At 60.5% G+C, this 19,916-nt stretch carries 21 protein-coding genes; 13 read left to right on the top strand and 8 right to left on the bottom strand.

Annotated elements, in window-relative coordinates; all coding sequences use genetic code 11:
* Positions 1-5 precede the first annotated feature (5 nt).
* From FHT77_RS05950 to rsmI, 6 genes are all read right to left on the bottom strand, one after another.
* Positions 6-1,103: an ABC transporter ATP-binding protein gene (locus FHT77_RS05950; RefSeq protein ID WP_183753366.1), complete on the bottom strand. Its 1,098-nt coding sequence runs from the start codon at positions 1,101-1,103 to the stop codon at positions 6-8.
* Positions 1,104-1,114: 11 nt separating this feature from the next.
* Complete coding sequence (ugpE, locus tag FHT77_RS05955) at positions 1,115-1,957, bottom strand: sn-glycerol-3-phosphate ABC transporter permease UgpE (protein WP_183753368.1); 843 nt, start codon at positions 1,955-1,957, stop codon at positions 1,115-1,117.
* Between the two features lie 13 nt (positions 1,958-1,970).
* On the bottom strand, positions 1,971-2,948 hold the full coding sequence (locus FHT77_RS05960) for an ABC transporter permease subunit (RefSeq protein WP_183753370.1): 978 nt from the start codon (positions 2,946-2,948) through the stop codon (positions 1,971-1,973).
* Between the two features lie 81 nt (positions 2,949-3,029).
* Positions 3,030-4,328 (bottom strand): extracellular solute-binding protein, encoded by a 1,299-nt coding sequence (locus FHT77_RS05965; protein ID WP_065692469.1) that lies wholly within the window; start codon positions 4,326-4,328, stop codon positions 3,030-3,032.
* Positions 4,329-4,452: 124 nt separating this feature from the next.
* Entirely contained in the window at positions 4,453-4,824 is a 372-nt protein-coding gene (locus FHT77_RS05970; RefSeq protein WP_183753372.1) for a YraN family protein, read from the bottom strand.
* On the bottom strand, positions 4,814-5,716 hold the full coding sequence (rsmI, locus tag FHT77_RS05975; protein WP_183753897.1) for a 16S rRNA (cytidine(1402)-2'-O)-methyltransferase: 903 nt from the start codon (positions 5,714-5,716) through the stop codon (positions 4,814-4,816). The genes FHT77_RS05970 and rsmI overlap by 11 nt, the downstream gene beginning before the upstream one ends.
* Positions 5,717-5,986: 270 nt before the next feature.
* Here rsmI and dnaN point away from each other — a divergent pair, with 270 nt between their 5' ends.
* From dnaN to FHT77_RS06010, 7 genes are all read left to right on the top strand, one after another.
* Positions 5,987-7,105 carry a DNA polymerase III subunit beta gene (gene dnaN, locus FHT77_RS05980; RefSeq protein WP_016552426.1) on the top strand — a complete coding sequence of 373 codons (1,119 nt, stop codon included), beginning with the start codon at positions 5,987-5,989 and terminating at the stop codon, positions 7,103-7,105.
* 117 nt (positions 7,106-7,222) lie between these two features.
* Positions 7,223-7,816, top strand: coding sequence for a phospholipid N-methyltransferase PmtA (gene pmtA / locus FHT77_RS05985; RefSeq protein WP_183753374.1), 594 nt, complete (start codon positions 7,223-7,225; stop codon positions 7,814-7,816).
* A gap of 4 nt (positions 7,817-7,820) precedes the next feature.
* The gene (locus tag FHT77_RS05990; protein ID WP_183753376.1) at positions 7,821-8,408 is read left to right on the top strand and encodes a histidine phosphatase family protein; all 588 of its coding nucleotides are present in this window, start codon (positions 7,821-7,823) and stop codon (positions 8,406-8,408) included.
* 1 nt (position 8,409) lies between these two features.
* Positions 8,410-9,105 carry an orotidine-5'-phosphate decarboxylase gene (gene pyrF, locus FHT77_RS05995; RefSeq protein ID WP_183753378.1) on the top strand — a complete coding sequence of 232 codons (696 nt, stop codon included), beginning with the start codon at positions 8,410-8,412 and terminating at the stop codon, positions 9,103-9,105.
* A 24-nt stretch (positions 9,106-9,129) separates the two neighbouring features.
* Entirely contained in the window at positions 9,130-9,417 is a 288-nt protein-coding gene (locus FHT77_RS06000; RefSeq protein ID WP_016552422.1) for a DUF1330 domain-containing protein, read from the top strand.
* A gap of 112 nt (positions 9,418-9,529) precedes the next feature.
* Positions 9,530-10,510 carry a complex I NDUFA9 subunit family protein gene (locus tag FHT77_RS06005; protein ID WP_183753380.1) on the top strand — a complete coding sequence of 327 codons (981 nt, stop codon included), beginning with the start codon at positions 9,530-9,532 and terminating at the stop codon, positions 10,508-10,510.
* Between the two features lie 282 nt (positions 10,511-10,792).
* Complete coding sequence (locus tag FHT77_RS06010) at positions 10,793-10,945, top strand: hypothetical protein (protein ID WP_016552420.1); 153 nt, start codon at positions 10,793-10,795, stop codon at positions 10,943-10,945.
* A 120-nt stretch (positions 10,946-11,065) separates the two neighbouring features.
* On the opposite strand, the gene FHT77_RS06015 is transcribed toward FHT77_RS06010, so the two are convergent.
* A complete protein-coding gene (locus FHT77_RS06015) occupies positions 11,066-11,863 on the bottom strand; it encodes an undecaprenyl-diphosphate phosphatase (RefSeq protein ID WP_183753382.1) in 798 nt (265 codons plus the stop codon).
* A gap of 248 nt (positions 11,864-12,111) precedes the next feature.
* Here FHT77_RS06015 and FHT77_RS06020 point away from each other — a divergent pair, with 248 nt between their 5' ends.
* The 3 genes from FHT77_RS06020 to FHT77_RS06030 are packed head-to-tail and all read left to right on the top strand — an operon-like array spanning position 12,112 to position 14,837.
* Positions 12,112-12,804, top strand: a complete 693-nt coding sequence (locus FHT77_RS06020; RefSeq protein WP_016552418.1) for a glutathione S-transferase family protein — start codon at positions 12,112-12,114, stop codon at positions 12,802-12,804.
* A 12-nt stretch (positions 12,805-12,816) separates the two neighbouring features.
* Positions 12,817-13,965 (top strand): tRNA epoxyqueuosine(34) reductase QueG, encoded by a 1,149-nt coding sequence (gene queG / locus FHT77_RS06025; RefSeq protein WP_183753384.1) that lies wholly within the window; start codon positions 12,817-12,819, stop codon positions 13,963-13,965.
* Entirely contained in the window at positions 13,965-14,837 is an 873-nt protein-coding gene (locus FHT77_RS06030) for an SDR family oxidoreductase (RefSeq protein WP_183753386.1), read from the top strand. Before queG ends, FHT77_RS06030 begins: the two co-directional genes overlap by 1 nt.
* 6 nt (positions 14,838-14,843) lie before the next feature.
* Here the strand turns inward: FHT77_RS06030 and FHT77_RS06035 are convergent, their stop codons facing one another.
* Complete coding sequence (locus FHT77_RS06035; RefSeq protein WP_183753388.1) at positions 14,844-16,058, bottom strand: MFS transporter; 1,215 nt, start codon at positions 16,056-16,058, stop codon at positions 14,844-14,846.
* Positions 16,059-16,651: 593 nt separating this feature from the next.
* Between FHT77_RS06035 and FHT77_RS06040 the strand changes: the two genes are divergently transcribed.
* The 3 genes from FHT77_RS06040 (at position 16,652) to FHT77_RS06050 (ending at position 19,873) form a co-directional block, all read left to right on the top strand.
* The gene (locus FHT77_RS06040; RefSeq protein ID WP_016552414.1) at positions 16,652-17,014 is read left to right on the top strand and encodes a septal ring lytic transglycosylase RlpA family protein; all 363 of its coding nucleotides are present in this window, start codon (positions 16,652-16,654) and stop codon (positions 17,012-17,014) included.
* Between the two features lie 153 nt (positions 17,015-17,167).
* Positions 17,168-18,457, top strand: a complete 1,290-nt coding sequence (locus FHT77_RS06045; protein ID WP_183753390.1) for an RsmB/NOP family class I SAM-dependent RNA methyltransferase — start codon at positions 17,168-17,170, stop codon at positions 18,455-18,457.
* A gap of 135 nt (positions 18,458-18,592) precedes the next feature.
* Positions 18,593-19,873, top strand: coding sequence for an imelysin family protein (locus FHT77_RS06050; RefSeq protein WP_183753392.1), 1,281 nt, complete (start codon positions 18,593-18,595; stop codon positions 19,871-19,873).
* Positions 19,874-19,916: the final 43 nt, after the last annotated feature.

The following is a 19,916-nucleotide window of genomic DNA, read 5'->3' on the forward strand; positions in this document are numbered from 1 at the left end:
AGGCGTCAGGCGATTTCCGTTTTGACCACGGCGGCCGGCGAAGCTGCCGGCTCGCCGATGCGCTTGCCCGTCTCGTGATTGAAGAAATGCAGCCGCTCTGCGCCGATGACCAGCCGTAGTTCGGACTTCAGCTCCGCCTCGGGCGACAGGACCGCGGTCAACTGCTGATCGCCAAGACTTCCGTGCACCAAACGCTGTGAACCCAGCTCTTCGACATAGTCGATCGCGACCGTCATGGCATGTTCACCGGCACGGGCAAGGCGGAGGTCTTCGGCGCGAATCCCGACCGTGACCGGACCCGACGTCGGCGCGCTGCCGGCAAGGTCGATCAGGCTCGGACCGAGCGCCAGTTTGTCGCCGTGCAACTCGCCCTTAAGGAGGTTCATGGCCGGCGAGCCGATGAAGCTGGCCACGAAGGTGGAAGCCGGGCGATGATAGACCTCGAGCGGTGTGCCGATCTGTTCGATCTCTCCATGGCTCAGGACCACGAGGCGATCTGCCAAGGTCATCGCTTCGAGCTGGTCGTGGGTGACATAGAGCGAGGTGGTGCCGAGGCGGCGCTGCAGGCGCTTGATTTCGCCGCGCATGGAAACGCGCAGCTTGGCGTCGAGGTTCGACAGCGGTTCGTCGAACAGGAAGGCAGCCGGCTTGCGAACGATGGCGCGGCCCATGGCGACGCGCTGGCGCTGACCGCCCGATAGCGCCCGAGGCTTGCGGTCGAGATAGGGCTCGAGCTGCAGCATGCGGGCGGCCTCTGCGACGCGAGCGTCGATCTCGGACTTCGGCGTCTTGCGGTTCTTCAGGCCGTATTCCAGGTTCTCGCGCACCGTCATGTGCGGGTAGAGCGCATAGTTCTGGAAGACCATGGCGATGTCGCGATCAGCAGGGTCGACGCTGTTGACCACGCGGTCACCGATGCTGACGGTGCCGTCGGAGATCTCCTCGAGACCGGCCACCATGCGCAGCAGCGTGGACTTGCCGCAACCCGACGGGCCGACCAACACGATGAACTCACCGTCGGCGATCGAGATATCGACGCCGTTCACGGCGCGAACGCCGCCATGATAATCCTTGCAGACCTTCGAGATTTCGATCCGTGCCATGTTTCTCTTCCTTACTTATCGCTCTCGGTGAGGCCCTTGATGAACCATCTCTGGAAAATCACGACGATCAGCACCGGCGGCAGCATTGCCAGCACGGCGAGTGCAAAGGCTTCGTTGTAATCGGGAATTTGCGAACCGACCCAGACCTGCAGGATCGACTTGATGCCGCGCATGAGCGTGAAGAAGCTCTCGTCGGTGGTCATCAGCATCGGCCAGAGATACTGGTTCCAGCCATAGACGAACATGATGATGAAGATCGCCGCCATCATGGTGCGCGACAGCGGGATCAGGATGTCGACGAAGAACTTGAACGGCCCGGCGCCATCGATGCGGGCGGCCTCCAGCAATTCTTCGGGAACGGACTTGAAGAACTGGCGGAAATAGAAGGTGCCGGTCGCCGAGGCGAGCAGCGGCACGATCAGGCCGGTGTAAGTGTTCAGCAGCCCGAGTTTGCTCATCACCTCGTAGGACGGCATGATGCGGACTTCGAGCGGCAAGAGCAGCGTCGTGAAGATGATCCAGAAGGCGAGCGTCGCGAAGCGAAAACGGAAGTAGACGATGGCGTAGGCCGCCATCATCGACAGCACGATCTTGCCGACGGCAAAGCCGATGCCGAGGATGAGCGAGTTCAGCACCATGTTGAGGCCGGTGACCTGGCCGGTGAAGCCGCCCTTCTGGGTCAGGACCTTCTCATAGGTGCCGACGAAATTGTCGCCAGGGAGCAGCATCAGGCCTTTAGTGTGGATTTCAGCCGCCTCGTGCGTCGAGGTCATGAAGGCCACGATCACGGGCACGATCAGGAACAGCGAGCCGAGGATCAGGATCAGATGGTCGAGGGGTTTCGTCTTGTACATTGGTCGTCCCCTCTCACGTGTAGTGGATGCGCTTCTCGATGAAGCGGAACTGGATGATGGTCAGGACGAAGACAACGATCATCAGGATAACCGACTGCGCCGAGGAGCTGCCGATGTCATTGCCGCGGAAGCCGTCCATGTAGACCTTGTAGACAAGGGTGATCGGATTGTTGGCCGGCTTGTCCTTCACCATCACGTCGATGACGCCGAAGGTGTCGAACAGGGCGTAGGTGATGTTGATGATCAGCAGAAAGAAGGCGGTCGGCGCCAATAGCGGCAGCGTCACCGTCCAGAACCGGCGGAAGCCGGAGCGGCAGTCGATGGTGGCGGCTTCGCGCACGGAGACCGGCACGCCCTGAAGACCGGACAGGAAGAAGATGAAGTTGTAGGGGATCTGCTTCCAGACCGCGACGACGATCAGCGCAAAGGCGGTGTCGTAGTAATCGAGACCGACCTGCATGTCCCAGCCGAACCAGGCCGCCAGCTTGACGAAGGGCCCGATGTGCAGGTCGAAGAACATCATGCCGATCAGGCCAGCAACCGGCGGGGCGATCGCGTAGACCGAGATCAGCAGTGTCTTGTAGGCGGAGCTGCCGCGAATGACGGCATCGGCCTTGACCGCCAGCAGCAGGCCGAGCGCCAGCGAGAAGAAGGTCACCAGCGCCGTGAAGACGACCGTGAACTTGGCGATGCTCAGATATTCGGGGCTGAAGATCGCGTCCGTATAGTTGGCGAAGCCGACGAAGGTCGAGCCGAAGCCGAACGGGTCCTCGATATAGAAGGACGACTGCACCGCCTGCACGGACGGCCAGTAGAAGAAAATGAAGATCACCGCGAGCTGCGGCGCCAGAAACAGATAGGGGATGAGCGAGGGCGAGAACTGGACGCGCTTGGCGCCCGATGGCTCGGCAGCGGCTGCCGGTTTCCTGGCGCCTGCCGCGAGGCCCGGAATGAACCGGCCGAAGCGGGGTTGGGATGGAGTATAGGCCACGCGCGGTCCTCTATCGCTGATAGGACCTCCCTTCCGGAGAAGGGAGGTCCATGTTGACTGTCATGGTCGACGCGGCTTGGATCAGCCAGCGGTCTTCGCGAAGCGGGCGAGAAGTTCGTTGCCTTCCTTCTCGATGGTGTCGAACGCGTCCTTGACGGTGGTTTCACCAGCGAAGATGCGGTTGTATTCGCGCTCCATGATCGAGCGGATCTGCGGGTAGAAGCCGAGGCGATAGCCCTTCGACCACTCGCCGCCTTCCAGCTTCAGCTGCTTGATACCGACTTCGGCGACAGGCTCCTTCTCGTAGTAGCCTTCCTTCTTGGCGAGATCGTAGGCTGCTTCGGTGATGGCGACGTAGCCGGTTGCCTGGTGGTAGAACTTCTGGATCTCAGGTGAGGTCAGGAACTGGAAGAAGTCGGCAACGCACTTGTTTTCGGCTTCCGGCTTGCCGGCCATCGCGAAGAGTGCGGCGCCACCGATGAAGGTGTTCTTGCCAGCGCCGCTGATCGAGTTCCAGTAAGGCAGGAAGGTTGCGGAGAAAGGCATGGTTGCGGTCTTCTTCAGGCCGCCGAAGGAGCCCGAGGAACCGATCCACAGAGCGACCTTGCCTTCTTCGAAGGGCTTCTGGTTGTCGTTCCAGCCGGCGCCGTAGTAGGCGAAGTAGCCTTCATCCTTCCAGGCCTTCAGCTTTTCGAACATCATGATGAGGTTCGGGTCGGTGACCTTCAGCTTGGTGTCGACGATGCTGTCGTAACCATTGTTGTTGGTGGCGAACTGGATATTGTTGCGCGAGAAGAAGTTCTCGGTGAACTCCCAAGTCAGCTGCGTCTGAACGAGCGGGATATAGCCGGCTTCCTTGAGCTTCGGCGCGATCGCCTCGAACTCTTCCCAAGTCTTCGGGGCTTCGACGCCGGCCTTCTTCAGCGCTTCCGGGTTGGTGTACATGATCGGAGCGGAAGAGTTGAACGGCATGCCGACGAACTTGCCGTCTGCAGCGGCGTAGAGATAGCGAACGCCAGGGATGAAGGCGTTGCGGTCGAACTTGTAGCCGGCGTTGTTGATCAGGTCTTCAGCCGGGATGACGGCGCCCTTGGCGTTGATGATCGTGGCTGCACCCGCATCGAAAACCTGCAGGATGTTCGGCTGCTCGCCCGAACGGAAAGCAGCGATGCCGGCTGCGAGCGCTTCTTCGTACGATCCCTTGGAGACCGGCGTGATCGCGCAGCTCGTCTGCGATGCGTTGAACTTCTGTGCGACTTCGTTGATGACTTCGCCGTTGCGGCCGCCCATGCCGTGCCACCAAGTGATATTGGTCGCGGCAAAAGACGACGAGGCCGAGAAGCTCACGGCCACGGCCGCCATCGTAAATTTCTTGAACATGACTAATCCCTCTCCACCAGTTGTTGGGGTGAGGAGTGCAATAGAGGCGTTCCATGACGCCTCCTTGATGATTTGATGACGGGACTGTTACAGTCGGCTCTTTTTGCACGCGAGTGCAAAAAGGTCAGAAGGCGTTCGGAAAATGACGCGGCAGCCGGCCGGGCAGGATGGCCACAATATCGTAACGCTGCGAAAGCAAAGCATAATCGCGTTGGCGCTGTAGCCATAGATCACTGGCCGCTCTGATCCGTTTTTGCGCCGTTGTCGACACGGCGTCGATGGCGATCATCTCCTCGCGCCGCGCCTTCACTTCAACAAAAATCGCCAGATTGCGCTTGCGTGCAATGATGTCGATCTCGCCGAGCTTGGTGCGATAACGCATGGCAACGATGCGATATCCCTTCAACATGAGATAGAGAGCAGCGAAATACTCGGAGACATGGCCCCGGCGGAGCGCCCTTCGGCGGTCGGCAGCAGGAGGAGTCCTATCGCCCATCGCCGCCCTTCATGTCGAGGAGCCGCTGATAGAGTTCCTTCTTAGAGACGCCGGTCAGCTTTGACGCTTCCGCGGCAGCCTTGGAGGTTGGCAAGGTTTTGGCCAAGTCCGCCAAGATCGCATCGACATCGGCTGCTTCGACCGCCCGCTCGGGAGGCGGTCCGATGACCAGCACGATCTCGCCCTTGACGTTATCGACATCGGCGTAATGCGCCGCGAGCTCGGCCAGCGTCCCACGGCGAAACTCTTCATAGGTCTTCGTCAATTCGCGACAGACGGATGCCGCGCGATCGCCGCCGAGCACATCGGCGGCAGCGGTCAACGTAGCAGCAATGCGATGCGGCGATTCAAAGAACATCAGCGTTGCGGGAACTGCCTCGAACTCCGCCAACCGATCACGGCGGGCCTTGTCCTTGGTCGGCAGAAACCCGGCAAACAGAAAGGCGTCGTTCGGCAGGCCGGAACCGACCAAAGCCGCAAGCGGCGCGGAGGCGCCGGGAATCGGCACGACGCGATAGCCCGCCTCGATGGCGTTCTGCGCGAGGCGATAGCCGGGATCGGAGACCAGCGGCGTTCCGGCGTCCGAGACGAGAGCCACAGACTTTCCAGCCTCCAGCGCCTGCAAAAGCCGCGGCCCAGCCTCGTCGGCATTGTGTTCGTGATACGCATAGGGGCGGTTCTGGATGCCAAACCGGTCAAGCAAGACGCGGGTGACGCGCGTGTCTTCGCAGGCCAGGACGTCGGCGCCGGCAAGCGTTTCCAAGGCACGCAGCGTGATGTCGCCGAGATTACCGATCGGCGTCGCGACGAGATAGAGCGCCGGCTCCAATGGTCGTGCCGGAACGGACATATTGTGCAGGCGGAAGCTGCGTTGCCTGCCGCCATCGGCCATCACATCGTCATTGCTCAAGGTATCGATACTCATCTCTCGTTTCCGCTGTTATGGGCGAGACCCCGCCTTTCGGCAAGGCCGCAGCAATTTCTGTGTGCATTGCACCGGAAAACGGCAATTGCAGTGGCGCGGCCATTTGCGCCTCTTGCAATCGGTCTCAAAATCCTGCCATTTTGCCTATCCACTCTACGGTCCCTTTTGGGCAAAGGCATTCCTTGCGGCGCGCGGCATGCGCGCCCAAGCAGTAACGGTCGAAAGCGGTAGCATCCCATGCGTATTACAATTGAGCGGTCCAACCTTTTGAAGTCGCTGAACCACGTGCATCGCGTGGTCGAACGCCGGAACACGATCCCGATCCTGTCCAACATCCTGCTGCGCGCCGATGGTCAGAACCTCGACATGAAGGCGACCGACCTCGATCTAGAGGTGACCGAGGCGACGCCTGCGAACGTCGAACAGGCCGGCGCCACTACCGTTCCTGCCCATCTTCTCTACGACATCGTGCGCAAGCTGCCTGACGGTTCCGAAGTCCTGCTGGCGACGAGCACAGACGGCGGCTCGATGACTGTCGCGTCCGGTCGCTCCAAGTTCTCGCTTCAGTGCCTGCCGCAGTCCGACTTCCCGGATCTCACCGCGGGCACCTTCAGCCACACCTTCAAGCTGAAGGCGACGGACCTCAAGATGTTGATTGATCGTACCCAGTTCGCGATCTCGACTGAGGAAACGCGCTACTACCTGAACGGCATCTTCTTCCACACCATCGAAAGCCAGGGCGATCTGAAGCTGCGCGCCGTCGCAACCGACGGCCATCGCCTCGCCCGCGCCGACGTCGATGCGCCATCGGGCTCCGAAGGCATGCCCGGCATCATCATCCCGCGCAAGACCGTCGGCGAACTGCAGAAGCTCGTCGATGTTCCGGATGCGATGGTGACCGTCGAAGTGTCGGACGCCAAGATCCGCCTCAGCATCGGCCCGATCGTCATGACCTCGAAGCTGATCGACGGCACATTCCCCGATTACCAGCGCGTTATCCCGGCCAACAACGACAAGGAAATGCGTGTCGACTGCACGACGTTCGCGCAGGCCGTCGACCGCGTCTCGACGATCTCCTCCGAGCGTGGCCGCGCCGTCAAGCTCGCTCTCTCGGACGGCCAGTTGCTGCTCACCGTCAACAATCCGGATTCGGGCAGCGCGACGGAAGAAGTCGCCGTTGGCTATGACACGGACGCGATGGAAATCGGCTTCAACGCCAAATACCTGCTTGATATCACCGCACAGCTTTCCGGCGACGAAGCGATCTTCCTGCTCGCCGATGCGGGATCGCCGACGCTCATTCGCGACACCGCAGGCGACGACGCCCTTTACGTGCTGATGCCGATGCGCGTCTAGACGGGCGTCGCATTTGCCGTGCAAACTTTGCCAATTGCGACGTCAGGCCTTGTTTTTCGCTGAGACTGACTGCAATTAGAAAGCGGGCTGTTTTGTTGCATAACCAGGAGGACGGGCATGGCGTTGCGCCTAAAGGAACGGCTGGGCAAGAAGTTTGACGAAGAGATCCGCTTCTTCAAAGGAATGATGCAGGGGCCGAAAACCGTCGGTTCGATTGTTCCCACCTCCTCCATTACAGCCCGCAAGATGGCAAGCGTCATCAACCCGCACTCGGGACTGCCGGTCCTTGAGCTCGGACCCGGCACCGGGGCGATCACCAAAGCCATTCTCGGTCGCGGCGTGAAGCCAGGAAATCTGGTCGCCGTCGAATATTCGACCGACTTCTACGAACATCTCGTCCGGCTCTATCCGGGCGTGAATTTCATCAATGGCGACGCGTTCAATCTCGACAAGACGCTCGGCGCCATGAAGGATCAAACGTTCGATTCCGTCGTTTCCGCCGTGCCGCTGTTGAACTTTCCGATGCAGGCGCGCATCGCACTTCTCGAGAGCCTGCTCGACCGTCTGCCAGCCGGTCGCCCGGTCGTGCAGATTTCCTACGGCCCTGTATCGCCGATCATCGCGCGGCCGGATCGCTACCATATCCAGCACTTCGACTTCATCGTCCGCAACATTCCGCCGGCGCAACTCTGGATCTACCGGCGCGGCTGAACCGGTGTTCGGCCTCTACATCACGCATCCGCAGGTGAAGATCGACCCCGATGTCCCCGTGCCGAAATGGGGACTATCGGACATCGGGGCTGCGCGCGCTGGCAAGGCAGCTGAAAGCGGTTGGGCAAGGCAGTTGCGGCGGGTCGTTTCCAGCGACGAGACGAAAGCGATCGAGACTGCCGAAATCCTTGCGTCCGCAGCCGGACTGACCGTCGAAATCGTCCCGGGCATGCATGAGAACGATCGCACGGCAACCGGTTTCCTGCCGCCGCCGGAGTTCGAAAAGGCAGCCGACTGGTTCTTTGCGCACCCCGAGGAAAGCTTCCGCGGTTGGGAGCGAGCAATCGATGCACAACGGCGTATCGTTTCGGCGGTTACTGATGTCCTCGCATCGCATGATTCCGTCCTGCCCATTGCGCTTGTCGGGCACGGCGGCGTCGGCACCTTGCTGAAATGCCACCTTCAGGGCCGGGGGATCCGGCGCGACGGCGATCAGCCTGCGGGTGGCGGCAATCTCTATTGTTTCAGCCTTGCAGATCAGAGCCTATCGTGCGACTGGACGCCTATCGAAGAGTGGCAGGGATGGATGTGAGATGGATGCACGCGAACGCCTGATCGTCGGACTGGATGTTCCAACGCTTGGCGAAGCCGAAAGGATCGTCAACACACTCGGCGACGACGTGGTTTTCTACAAGATCGGCTATCAGCTGGCCTTTGCCGGCGGCTTGGAATTTGCGCGCGACCTTGCCAAGAGCGGCAAGAAGGTCTTCCTCGACATGAAGCTGCTCGATATCGACAATACGGTCGCCTCGGGCGTCGAGAACATCGTCAAGATGGGCATGTCGATGCTGACGCTGCACGCCTATCCGAAGGCGATGAAGGCTGCGGTCGAGGCGGCGAAGGGCTCCGATCTCTGCCTCCTCGGTGTCACCGTGCTGACATCGATGGACGAGCAGGACCTGATCGCCGCAGGCTACGAGTATGATCCGCATACGCTCGTGCTGCGCCGCGCCGAACAGGCGCATCTCGCCGGCATGGGCGGCATCGTCTGCTCCGCGGAAGAATCTGCGGCCGTGCGCAAGATCATCGGCCCCGATATGGCGCTCGTCACGCCGGGCATCCGCCCTGCCGGCGCCGACAAGGGCGACCAGAAACGTGTGATGACACCGGCCGATGCGCTGAAGGCCGGCTCCAGCCATCTGGTCGTTGCCCGCCCGATCGTCAAAGCCGCCGATCCTCGCGAAGCCGCGCGGGCGATCCTCGCCGAAATGGCAACCGTCCTACAATAACCAAGCATGCCAGGGAGCACTCAGATGGCAAAAGCATACTGGATCGCACGCGTCGATGTTCGCGACCTCGAGCGTTACAAGGACTACGTCGCAGCCGGAAAGCTGGCATTCGACAAGTACGGCGCCAACTTCCTCGCCCGTGGCGGCGCGATCACCGAGCTTGAAGGCAAGTCGCGCGCACGCAACGTGGTCATCGAATTTCCCTCGATGCAGCATGCCGTCGATTGCTACAATTCACCGGAATACCAGATCGCCGCGAAAATCCGCCAGGAAATCGCCGATGCCGAGATGGTCGTCGTCGAAGGCATCTGAGACGAGTTCTCAGCGGTGAGAACTGCGGCGCGATGGCCCTTTTCGTCACGCCGTGATTGGTCTAAGACGAAACCACATCGACCACACAACTGAGCCTTTCGAGGAGCCTGCCATGACCCTTGCCAACCTGCCGCCACTCGTCACCGTGTTCGGAGGGTCCGGCTTCATCGGCAGGCATATCGTTCGCGAGCTCGCAAAGCGCGGCTACCGCATCCGTGTTGCCGTCCGCCGTCCCGATCTCGCCGGCTTCCTGCAGCCACTCGGCAATGTCGGCCAGATTTCCTTTGTCCAGGCGAACCTGCGCTACCGCAACTCGGTCGATCGTGCGGTCGACGGCGCTGACTATGTGGTGAACTGCGTCGGCATCCTCCACGAAGCCGGCCGCAACACCTTCGAGGCGGTCCAGGAATTTGGCGCCCGTGCCGTCGCCGAAGCCGCGCGCGGCGTCGGTGCCAAGCTGATCCATATCTCCGCGATCGGCGCACATGCCCATTCCGACTCCGGATATGCCCGCACGAAGGGTCGCGCCGAGGCGGCAATCCACGCGATCAAGCCGGACGCCATCATCTATCGTCCGTCGGTGGTCTTCGGCCCGGAGGACAGCTTCTTCAATAAGTTCGCCGACATGGCGCGCATGTCGCCGATGCTGCCGCTGATCGGCGGCGGCAAGACGAAATTCCAGCCGGTCTACGTCGTAGACGTCGCCGAAGCGGTCGCGAAGGCTGTCGAGGGCAAGGTTGCCGCTGGCGAAACCTTCGAGCTCGGCGGCCCCGAAGTACTGACGTTCCGCGAATGTCTTGAAATCATGCTGAAGACCACCTCGCGCAAGAACCGCCTCGTGTCGCTTCCGTTCGGCATCGCCTCGATGATCGGCAGCATTGCCTCGCTCGTTCCGTTCATCACGCCGCCGATCACGGCGGACCAGGTGCGCCTTCTAAGGAAGAACAACGTCGTCTCGAAGGAAGCAGAAGCTGAAGGCCGCACGCTGAAGGGCATCGGCGTCACGCCAACTCTGGTGAACTCGGTCATCGGGTCGTACCTCGTGCAGTATCGTCCGCACGGCCAATACACCGGCTCGGGCAAGGCCGCCTAAGGCCACTGTCCACTTCTATCTAGGTGTGCCGCTCGCGGGATCGCGGGCGGCATTTTTCTTGGAAGAGTTTTCCGGAATCGCGCAAGTTGTGGATGCTTTTTTCTCTGTGCCGGCAAGGCACTCGTTGCATAAAAGCCGCACCAAAAAATTAGCGGAATTAACACCAAATTTAGCAGGAACATTTATTGCTATTTGTCATTCCACTGACTACACACCCCGCGCGTCTCCCAATGGACTCAGCGCCTTGACGGCGCGCTAACGACTTTTGAAAGGCTTTCTTCGATGGGTAGGTCAATCGCGCTTCTGTTTGCGTGCGCGGCGCTGGTTATTCTGGCAGGCTCCTTCATTGCACCCGGCTCGGTTGCAGCGGTGAAGGGCGAGTGCTCGCCAGCTTATGGCATCGATCCCTGCGAGACCGGCTCCATCAGCCGATAACGAAAAACCGGCGCTTTACGCCGGTTTTTTTGTGCCGTCAGACATCTGAAGTGTTTGTCACTTCGTCGGGCAATCCGCATTTGCGCGATCAGTGCGCAAATGCGGCAGTCAAAAGCTATCTCAGGCGATCGCCCCAGTCGCGGCCATGCCAAGCAGAATGGCGCCCAGAATGATGCGGTAGATGGCAAACATCGTAAAGCGGTTGCTGCGGATATAGGAGAGCAGCCACTTAACTGCCACGAACGCGACAATCGTCGAGACGACGAAGGCGATACCGAGGCTCGTCCAGTTCTCATTTGCGGCGCCGCCATCCTTGAACGTCTTCAACAGTTCGTAGGCGCTTGCAGCATACATGGTCGGGATGCCGACCAGGAAGGCGAATTCGGTCGCCGCAGCGCGGTTGCCGGTGCCGGCCAGCATGGCAACGAAGATCGTGGCGCCTGAGCGCGAGGTTCCCGGGAAAACGCCTGCGACGACCTGGGCAATGCCGACCAGGATGGCAACAAGCCAGGTGATTTCCTTGTGCGGGGGCCTACGCGCGGCGGCCCACTCGGCAAAGATCATCCAGACGCCGCCGATGATCAGCGCCCAGGCGATCGGTGTTGCGTTCTCCGGCAACTCGAAGCCGAGCTTCTTGACGATCAGCCCGAGGACGGCCGTGATCAGAAATGCGACAATCAGCTTGGCGGCATAGGCGCGATTTCGCGGATCACGCCATCCGAGAACGAGATCCACGAGGCGCCGCCAGTAGATAATGGTGACGGCGAGGATGGCACCAGCCTGAATGACAATGTTGAACATGTCCGAGCGGTGGCCGAGCCATTGTTCCGCAATGATAAGGTGGCCAGTGCTCGAAATCGGCAGAAACTCGGTAATTCCCTCTATTATGCCTAGAATTATAGAGTTCACATATTCCATACATTCTCTCCGTGGAAATTTGGTCGGGCTGCGTGGGGGTTATGGCGGCCGTAAGTGACGAAGGCAGGGCGGGAAGGCAAAAATCGGTTTTCGGCGCGTACACGTCCTTTGTCCAGGCGGTCGGCTGTCCGATTCGCTTGTATTGGAAGGACCAAACTCCTATAGCTTCAACGAATAAGTCATGACTAGGGCGCTATGATCATCGCGCTCCCGCAACGCACCCACAGCCATCAAAAATCCGAGAATCGATGCCCACGCTCTATCATCACCCCATGTCATCCGCATCACGCTTCGTTCGGCTGATCCTGACGGAGTACGGCTATCAGGCGGATCTGATCGAAGAACAGACATGGGAGAAGCGGCGGGATTTCCTCGCGCTGAACCCGGCCGGAACCTTGCCGGTGTATGTCGATGACAGCATGCGGGCGCTCTGCGGCGCCACAGTCATCTCGGAGTATCTCGACGAGACGCATGGCGTGCTCAAGCGGGATCGCCGGCTACTCGCAGAAGATCCGTTCCAGCGCGCCGAAATCCGCCGGCTGGCGGAGTGGTTCATGCAGAAGATGGAAACCGACGTCACTAGGCCGCTTGCCCGCGAGCGGGTCTACAAGCTGCAGATGACGGCGGACCAGGGAGGCGGTGCGCCTGACTCGAAGATCCTTCGCACGGCACGGGCAAACATCCGCCAGCATATGAAGTACCTCACATGGCTCGCAGGCTCGCGCCAGTGGCTGGCCGGCGACCGCATGAGCTATGCCGACCTGGCTGCCGCCTCCGCCGTTTCCATTCTCGACTATCTCGGCGAGATCGACTGGTCGGAAGCGCCTGTTGTCAAGGAGTGGTATCAGCGCCTGAAGTCGCGTCCATCCTTCCGGCCCCTGCTCACCGAACGCGTACGGGGCCTGACACCGGTGTCCCACTACGCCGATCTGGATTTCTGACGAGGGCCTTCGATGGCCACAGAAAACAAGGAACAGAAACGCCGCGACACCCTCACCGCCTTCGTTCGCTCGGAGGCGAAGGCTCTCGGATTCGATCTCTGTCGCATCACCCGAGCCGATGCAATCCCCGAGGCCAAGGAGCGGCTTGGCGAATTCATCGACGCCGGGCGGCACGGCACGATGGAGTGGATGGCGGAGACTCGCGACAGGCGCGGCGATCCGCGCACGCTCTGGAGCGATGTCCGGTCAATCGTCGTCTTCGGCCTCAATTACGGACCGGATGAAGATCCCCGCGAAATTCTGACGAAGCCCGACAAGGCCGCGATCTCGGTCTATGCGCGCAATCGCGACTATCACGACGTCATCAAGGGACGGCTGAAGGAGATTGCGACGCGTTTTGCGGCGCGTGCGGGGGTGGACGTGAAGGTCTTCGTCGATACCGCGCCTGTGATGGAGAAGCCGCTTGCGGCCGCGGCCGGCCTTGGCTGGCAGGGCAAGCACACGAACCTCGTCAGCCGTGAACTCGGCTCGTGGCTCTTTCTCGGCTCGATGTTCACAACCGCGGATCTGAATATAGATGCCGCTGAAGTCGACCACTGCGGCTCCTGTCGTGCCTGTCTCGACATCTGCCCGACCAATGCATTCCCGGCACCCTATCAAATCGACGCGCGACGCTGCATTTCGTACCTGACCATCGAGCACAAGGGACCGATCGATCCCGCCCTGCGTCCGTTGATCGGCAATCGGATCTACGGCTGCGATGATTGCCTTGCCGTCTGCCCATGGAACAAGTTTGCCCATGAGGCGTCCGAAATGAAGCTGCAGCCCCGAGAGGACCTGAAGGAACCGACGATCGAGTTCCTGCTCAACCTCGACGACGCCGCCTTTCGCGCATTCTTCAGCGGCTCGCCGGTCAAGCGGATCGGCCGCGACCGCTTCATCCGCAATGTGCTCATCGCTGCCGGCAATTCGGGCGACCGCCGCTTTGTCGAGCGATGTCGGGCGCTGTCGCTGGACCCCTCGCCCGTCGTACGTGGTATGGCGGTCTGGGCGCTTTCACGCCTTTTCGAGGCTGGTGAATTCGCAGCCTTTGCGGCACAAAGGCCAGATGAATCGGACAGCGATGTCAGGGACGAATGGCGGCTAGCGGGAGCTGTATGATGGATGTGATGATTTTCGGCTGCGGTTTTTCCGGTAAGGCAATCGCCGAGGCTTTCATAGCTGATGGGGCGCGCGTAACCGGGACGACACGGACGGACGAAAAGGCTGCCGCTTTGCGTGGCCTCGGGATCAACGCGTTCCTTTTCGACGGCGAGACTCTGGGACATGATCTGAGCGTCGCGATGCGCGATACGACGCATCTCGTTCAATCCATTGCTCCACGGGAAAGCGGCGATCCGCTGATCGGGCTCGCAGGTGAGCGATTGCGGGAGATGATGCCGAAGCTCCAGTGGATCGGCTATCTCTCGACGGTCGGCGTCTACGGCGATCACAAGGGCAACTGGGTCACTGAAGACACGCCCTGCACGCCGGTTTCCGGCCGCTCAAAGGAGCGGCTGGAAGCGGAAGACGGCTGGATGGCCATCGGCGCAAAGAACAATATTCCGGCGGCGGTTCTCCGCCTTTCCGGCATCTACGGACCCGGCCGCAATGCGTTTTGCAATCTGGAGCGCGGCACGGCAAGGCGGCTGATCAAGAAAGACCAGGTCTTCAACCGCATCCGCGTCGAGGACATTGGATCTGCGACGCGGTTCCTTGCCGAGCGCGGACTTGGCGGCATCTACAATGTCACCGACGATCTGCCCGGCCCGCCTCAGGATGTCATTGTCGAGGCCGCTCGCCTTCTGGGCGTCGAGCCCCCGCCGGAGCAGCCGTTTGAGACTGCCGAACTCACGCCGATGGCGCGGTCCTTCTACGGCGAGAACAAGCGGGTATCCAACGCCAAGCTGAAAGCGGCAGGCTTTACCTTCACGTTCCCGACCTATCCGACCTCCCTCGCGCAGCTGAAGCAAAGCAACAGCTGGCGAGGATAGGCAGCCTCAAGCCGACACGCCGAGAGCCGGTTCGGTCTTTGCTCTTGCGAGCGGCGGAAACGCCAGGGCAATCGCAGCCGCCCCAAGCCCAACCAGGGCGGATCCGATGAAGAGCCACGAGTAGTTGTGGAACGTGTCGAAGATCCAGCCACCGATCAGTGGGCCGAAGGCCATGCCGAGGCTGGAGAGCATGGTGGCGGCGCCGAAAACGGTGCCGATGATACGCGGTCCGAAATATTCCCGCGCCAGCACCGCATAGAGCGGCATCACGCCGCCATAGGCACTACCGAAGATGATCGCTAGAGCATAGAATTCACCGAGCCTGCTGACGAAAAGGTAGGTTGCCAGCGCGATCGCCTGGACAAGCAGGCCGGCCACAAGCACGGGCTTCACGCCGATCCTGTCGGCAAGCCCGCCATAGAGAAGCCGTCCGCCCAGCCCCGCGAGCCCCTCGACGCTGTAGATGCTGACAGCGGCCATCGGGGCAATGCCACAGATCGTGGCGTAACTGACCATGTGGAAGATCGGCCCTGAATGCGCGGCACAGCAGGCAGCGAATGTCAGCCCGAGCACGATGAATTGCGGCGAGCGGAACACGCGGGAAAGGGACGGCTGCTCGCCACTCGCTACATCGGCGGCCGCAGCGTCCCCCGTTTCCGCGGGCGGACGGCGAACGAGCAAGGCTGCCGGTATCAGCAGCACCCAGGCGGTGATGCCGATCAGCAGCATCGCAGTTCGCCAATCATAGGCGGAGATCAGCCAGCGCGCGAACGGTGAGATAGTCATGGGCGCAACGCCCATGCCAGCCGACACCAGCGAAACGGCAAGGCCACGGTTCTCCTCGAACCAACCCGTCGTCGCCGCGATCATCGGCGCAAAGAAGGTGCTGGCGGCCAGCCCGACCAGAATGCCGTAGGTCAGTTGAAATTGCAGAAGGGACTCGGCTCGACTTGCAAGCACAAGCGCCAGGCCGAGGCCTCCGGCGCCGATCAGAACGACGACGCGGGGCCCGTAGCGATCGCTTGCGGTGCCCCACAAGAAGCCACCGATCCCCATGACAATGAAATTGAGCGTCATTGCGCTCGCGATGCCAGCATGTGACCAGCCGGTGTCGATGGCGATCGGCTCCTGGAAAATCGCTAGGGAAAACATCGCGCCGAGCGCGACGCACGTCATCAAAGCCCCAGCAGCAACAATAATCCAACGATAGGGTATGCTCATAACTTCGCAGCCTCCCTGCCCAAGTTGACGAGGCGTGCACTACTTGCGCGCCTGCAAGCTAAAGACGTTCGGGCGTCCGCATTTTCGACAACGTCGTCGTATTTTGAGCGACACCTCGCCAACTCCCAGCCAACTTGATAGCACGAGTTGGCAAGCCGGCGGGAGCGGACCTCAGATTTTTACGTCCATGGGTTGTGCAACCACTTGCAGACAGCTCGCCAAAAGAGGTAGGAAATTCCTACCTTTCCGGTGCGCACGCACAATTCTGCGCCGCTTTATGGTTAACGGCCCCTAAATTTGCTCAAATGGGGCAGCAATTATGGCAATTGCGCAAAATTATTTTCGTAAATTTTGTGATCTCGGGTTGCGTGGATCATGTCTTGTAAAAAACGTTCGAATTTTACTTGATTTCATTATCTTTTTTTCCATCTCCTTGTTTTTAACGGCGTTACCTGTCGTGCATCTATCCATCACAGATATTACACTCTGTAACATTCCGTGATAATTGGGGGCACTTTTTCGCCACACTTGGCCGGATTCAACCCCTTCACCGCCCACAAGGCGTGAGTTCAACAGTTGAGGGACAATCCGTTTTGAAGAAAATCTGCCGTTCTGTTATCGCCGCAGCAACAATTGCAGCTTGCTCTACCATCCTTCCCGTCGAAGGATTTGCTGCAAATGGTTGCGGTGGCGCTTCCTGGTACGCACTTCGCTCCAAAACCGCCTCCGGGGAACGTATGAACCCGGCCATCAATACTGCAGCACATCGTTCATTGGCATTTGGCACGAAGCTGAAAGTTACCAACCGCAACAACGGCCGCAGCGTCGTCGTTCGCGTCAACGATCGTGGTCCGTTCATTCGCGGCCGCGTTCTCGATCTCTCCCGCGCTGCCGCCCAGAACATTGGCATGGTCAGCAGTGGCACGGCAAAGGTCTGCTACGAAGTCATAGGCTAAGCGTTCGCCCGTATACGAACGGGTCGCTTGCTCTTGCCGCCAATCGCGTCTACGACGCGGTTTAGACTTGTGTACTATCCGCTGCGTCTGTCGCGCTTCCTGCGGATTGTTCACAAGCCCGGTATTTTGATCCAGGCGATAGGAGCTGTTTGAATGCGATTGGGCGGGCGGCTCGAAGGGGCGATTTCGGTTCTTGCAGATATCGATGCCCGCAGACGGCCTGTAGCCGATGCATTGAAGGACTGGGGCCTCGCCCATCGGTTTGCCGGCTCCGGCGACCGCGCCGCGATCGGCAACATCGTCTACGATGCGCTCCGCATGCGCCTGTCCCACGCCTGGCTGATGGACGACGAAAGTGCTTCCTCCATCGCTTACGCCGTGATGTTCCGCCAGTGGGGTTTCACGCCGGACACGCTTGCTGCGGAACTTGCGGACGACAAGTTCGCACCTGCCCCCCTTTCGGAAGCTCAACTGTCCGCATTCAATAGCCGGCGCCTGACCGATGCTCCGGCTCATATCCAGGGTGATATCCCTGAGTGGGTCCAATCCTCCTTTGAAAATGCCTTCGGCGACAGCTGGCTTGCCGAGGCACAGGCCCTTGCGGGACGTCCTACACTTGATCTGCGCGCCAACATCCTCAAGGCGACCCGCGACAAGACGGTCAAAGCGCTTGAGAGGGCCGGCGCACAAGAGGCAAAAATCGCGCGCTACGGGATCCGGATTCCCGCCGGCGAAGGAGCCTCAAGACTTCCAAACGTGACAGCTGAGCTTTCGTTCCAAAAAGGTTGGTTCGAAGTTCAGGACGAAGGATCGCAGATCGTTGCCGATCTCGTGCTTCCCAAGGACGGCGAACAGGTGCTTGACTATTGCGCAGGCGGCGGCGGCAAGACGCTCGCCATGTCGGCGGCGATGCACAACAAGGGCCAGGTTCATGCCTACGACGCCGACCGCAAGCGGCTCGCCCCGATCATCGAACGGCTGAAGCGTGCGGGCACCCGCAATGTTCAGGTCCATGATGACGCCAAGGCCCTGAAGAGCCTTAGCGATCGCTGCGACAAGGTGCTCGTCGATGCGCCGTGCACGGGAACCGGGACCTGGCGGCGGCGGCCCGACACCAAATGGCGATTGACCGCAAAGAACCTCGACGAGCGCACGGCCCAGCAGCAGGATGCCCTCAAGCAGGCGAGCGCCTTTGTCCGCCCCGGCGGCGAGTTGATCTATGTCACCTGCTCGGTTCTGCCGCAGGAAAACGAAGAGCAGGTCCGACGCTTCACCGCCGAGAACGGCGACTACGAGATCGTCAGCGCCCTGCCCGCCTGGGACGGACTGTTCGGAAAGGACAGCCCGCGCCCACGCTCGTCGGACGGCAAGACCATCACGCTGACGCCCTCTTCCACCGATACGGATGGGTTCTTCTTCTGCCGCATGAAGCGGAAGGGCTGAACAGCCGGTCTTCGCGCCCGCAATCCCGCGAATACACTTAAAACCATTCCAAACTAGAGTGTTTGACACCAGTTTGCTTTTGCGCAAAGAGATTTGCGTCGGACTTCGCGCTGAACGTCCGCACAGGAGAGGATCATGAAACTCAACAAGAATTTCTGCGCAGCCGTGGCGCTGGCGGTGGCCCCAACCGCTCTGCTCGCCATTCCTGCCTACGCGGCACCGGATGCTGCCGCAGTTGTAAAGCACTACGCCGACGTTGCGCATGCCAAATACGAAGACTCGCTGACGACGGCCAAGGCCCTTGACGCGGCAATCGACGTCCTGCTCAAGGACCCGACCGACAAGACATTGAAGGCTGCCCGCGCCGCGTGGATCAAGGCACGCATCCCTTACCAGCAAACGGAAGTCTATCGCTTCGGCAACCCGATCGTTGACGACTGGGAAGGTAAGGTCAACGCTTGGCCGCTCGACGAAGGCCTGATCGATTACGTCGATGCGTCGTACGGAACCGAGAGCGACGAGAATTCGCTCTACGTTGCCAATGTCATCGCCAACAAGACGATCAAGATCGACGGCAAGGATGTGGACGCGTCGAAGCTGACGCCCGAATTCCTCTCCGGCACGCTGGCCGAAGCCGGCGGCGTCGAAGCCAATGTCGCCACCGGCTACCATGCCATTGAATTTCTGCTCTGGGGTCAGGATCTGAACGGCACGGGCCCGGGTGCCGGCAACCGCCCTGCTACGGATTACGACCTGAAGAATTGCACGCACGGCAATTGCGATCGCCGCGCCGAATATCTGAAGTCCGCCTCGACGCTGCTGGTCTCCGACCTTCAGGAAATGACCGACAACTGGACTGCGGATGGTGAAGCCACCAAGCATGTCGAAGCCGATCCGAAAGCTGGTCTCGTTGCCATCCTGACGGGTATGGGCTCGCTCTCCTACGGAGAACTGGCTGGCGAGCGCATGAAGCTCGGCCTGCTGCTGCACGATCCGGAAGAAGAGCATGATTGCTTCTCCGACAACACCTTCAACTCGCACCTCAACGACGCGATCGGCATCGCCGCTGCCTACACGGGCGACTACACCCGCGTTGACGGCACGAAGATGAAGGGACCGTCGCTGCACGATCTCGTCGTCGCCAAGGACGAGAAACTCGACAAGGAAATGCAGGCCAAACTGAAGAAGACGCTCGATGCGATGCAGGTCATGGCGAAGCGCGGTCTGAACGTCGAGAAGTACGACCAGATGATCGGCGAAGGCAACAAGAAGGGCAACGCTGTCGTTCAGGCTGCCATCGACGGTCTCGTCGACCAGACCAAGACGGTGCAGCGCGTTATTGCCGCACTCGATCTCGGCACGGTGAAGCTTGAAGGTTCCGACAGCTTGGATAATCCTGGCGCGGTCTTCCAATAAGTGAAAAGGCGGGCCGCTTCGTTCGACGCAGCGGCCCGAACTC

The organism is Rhizobium sp. BK181, assembly GCF_014193305.1.
GTDB lineage: Bacteria > Pseudomonadota > Alphaproteobacteria > Rhizobiales > Rhizobiaceae > Rhizobium.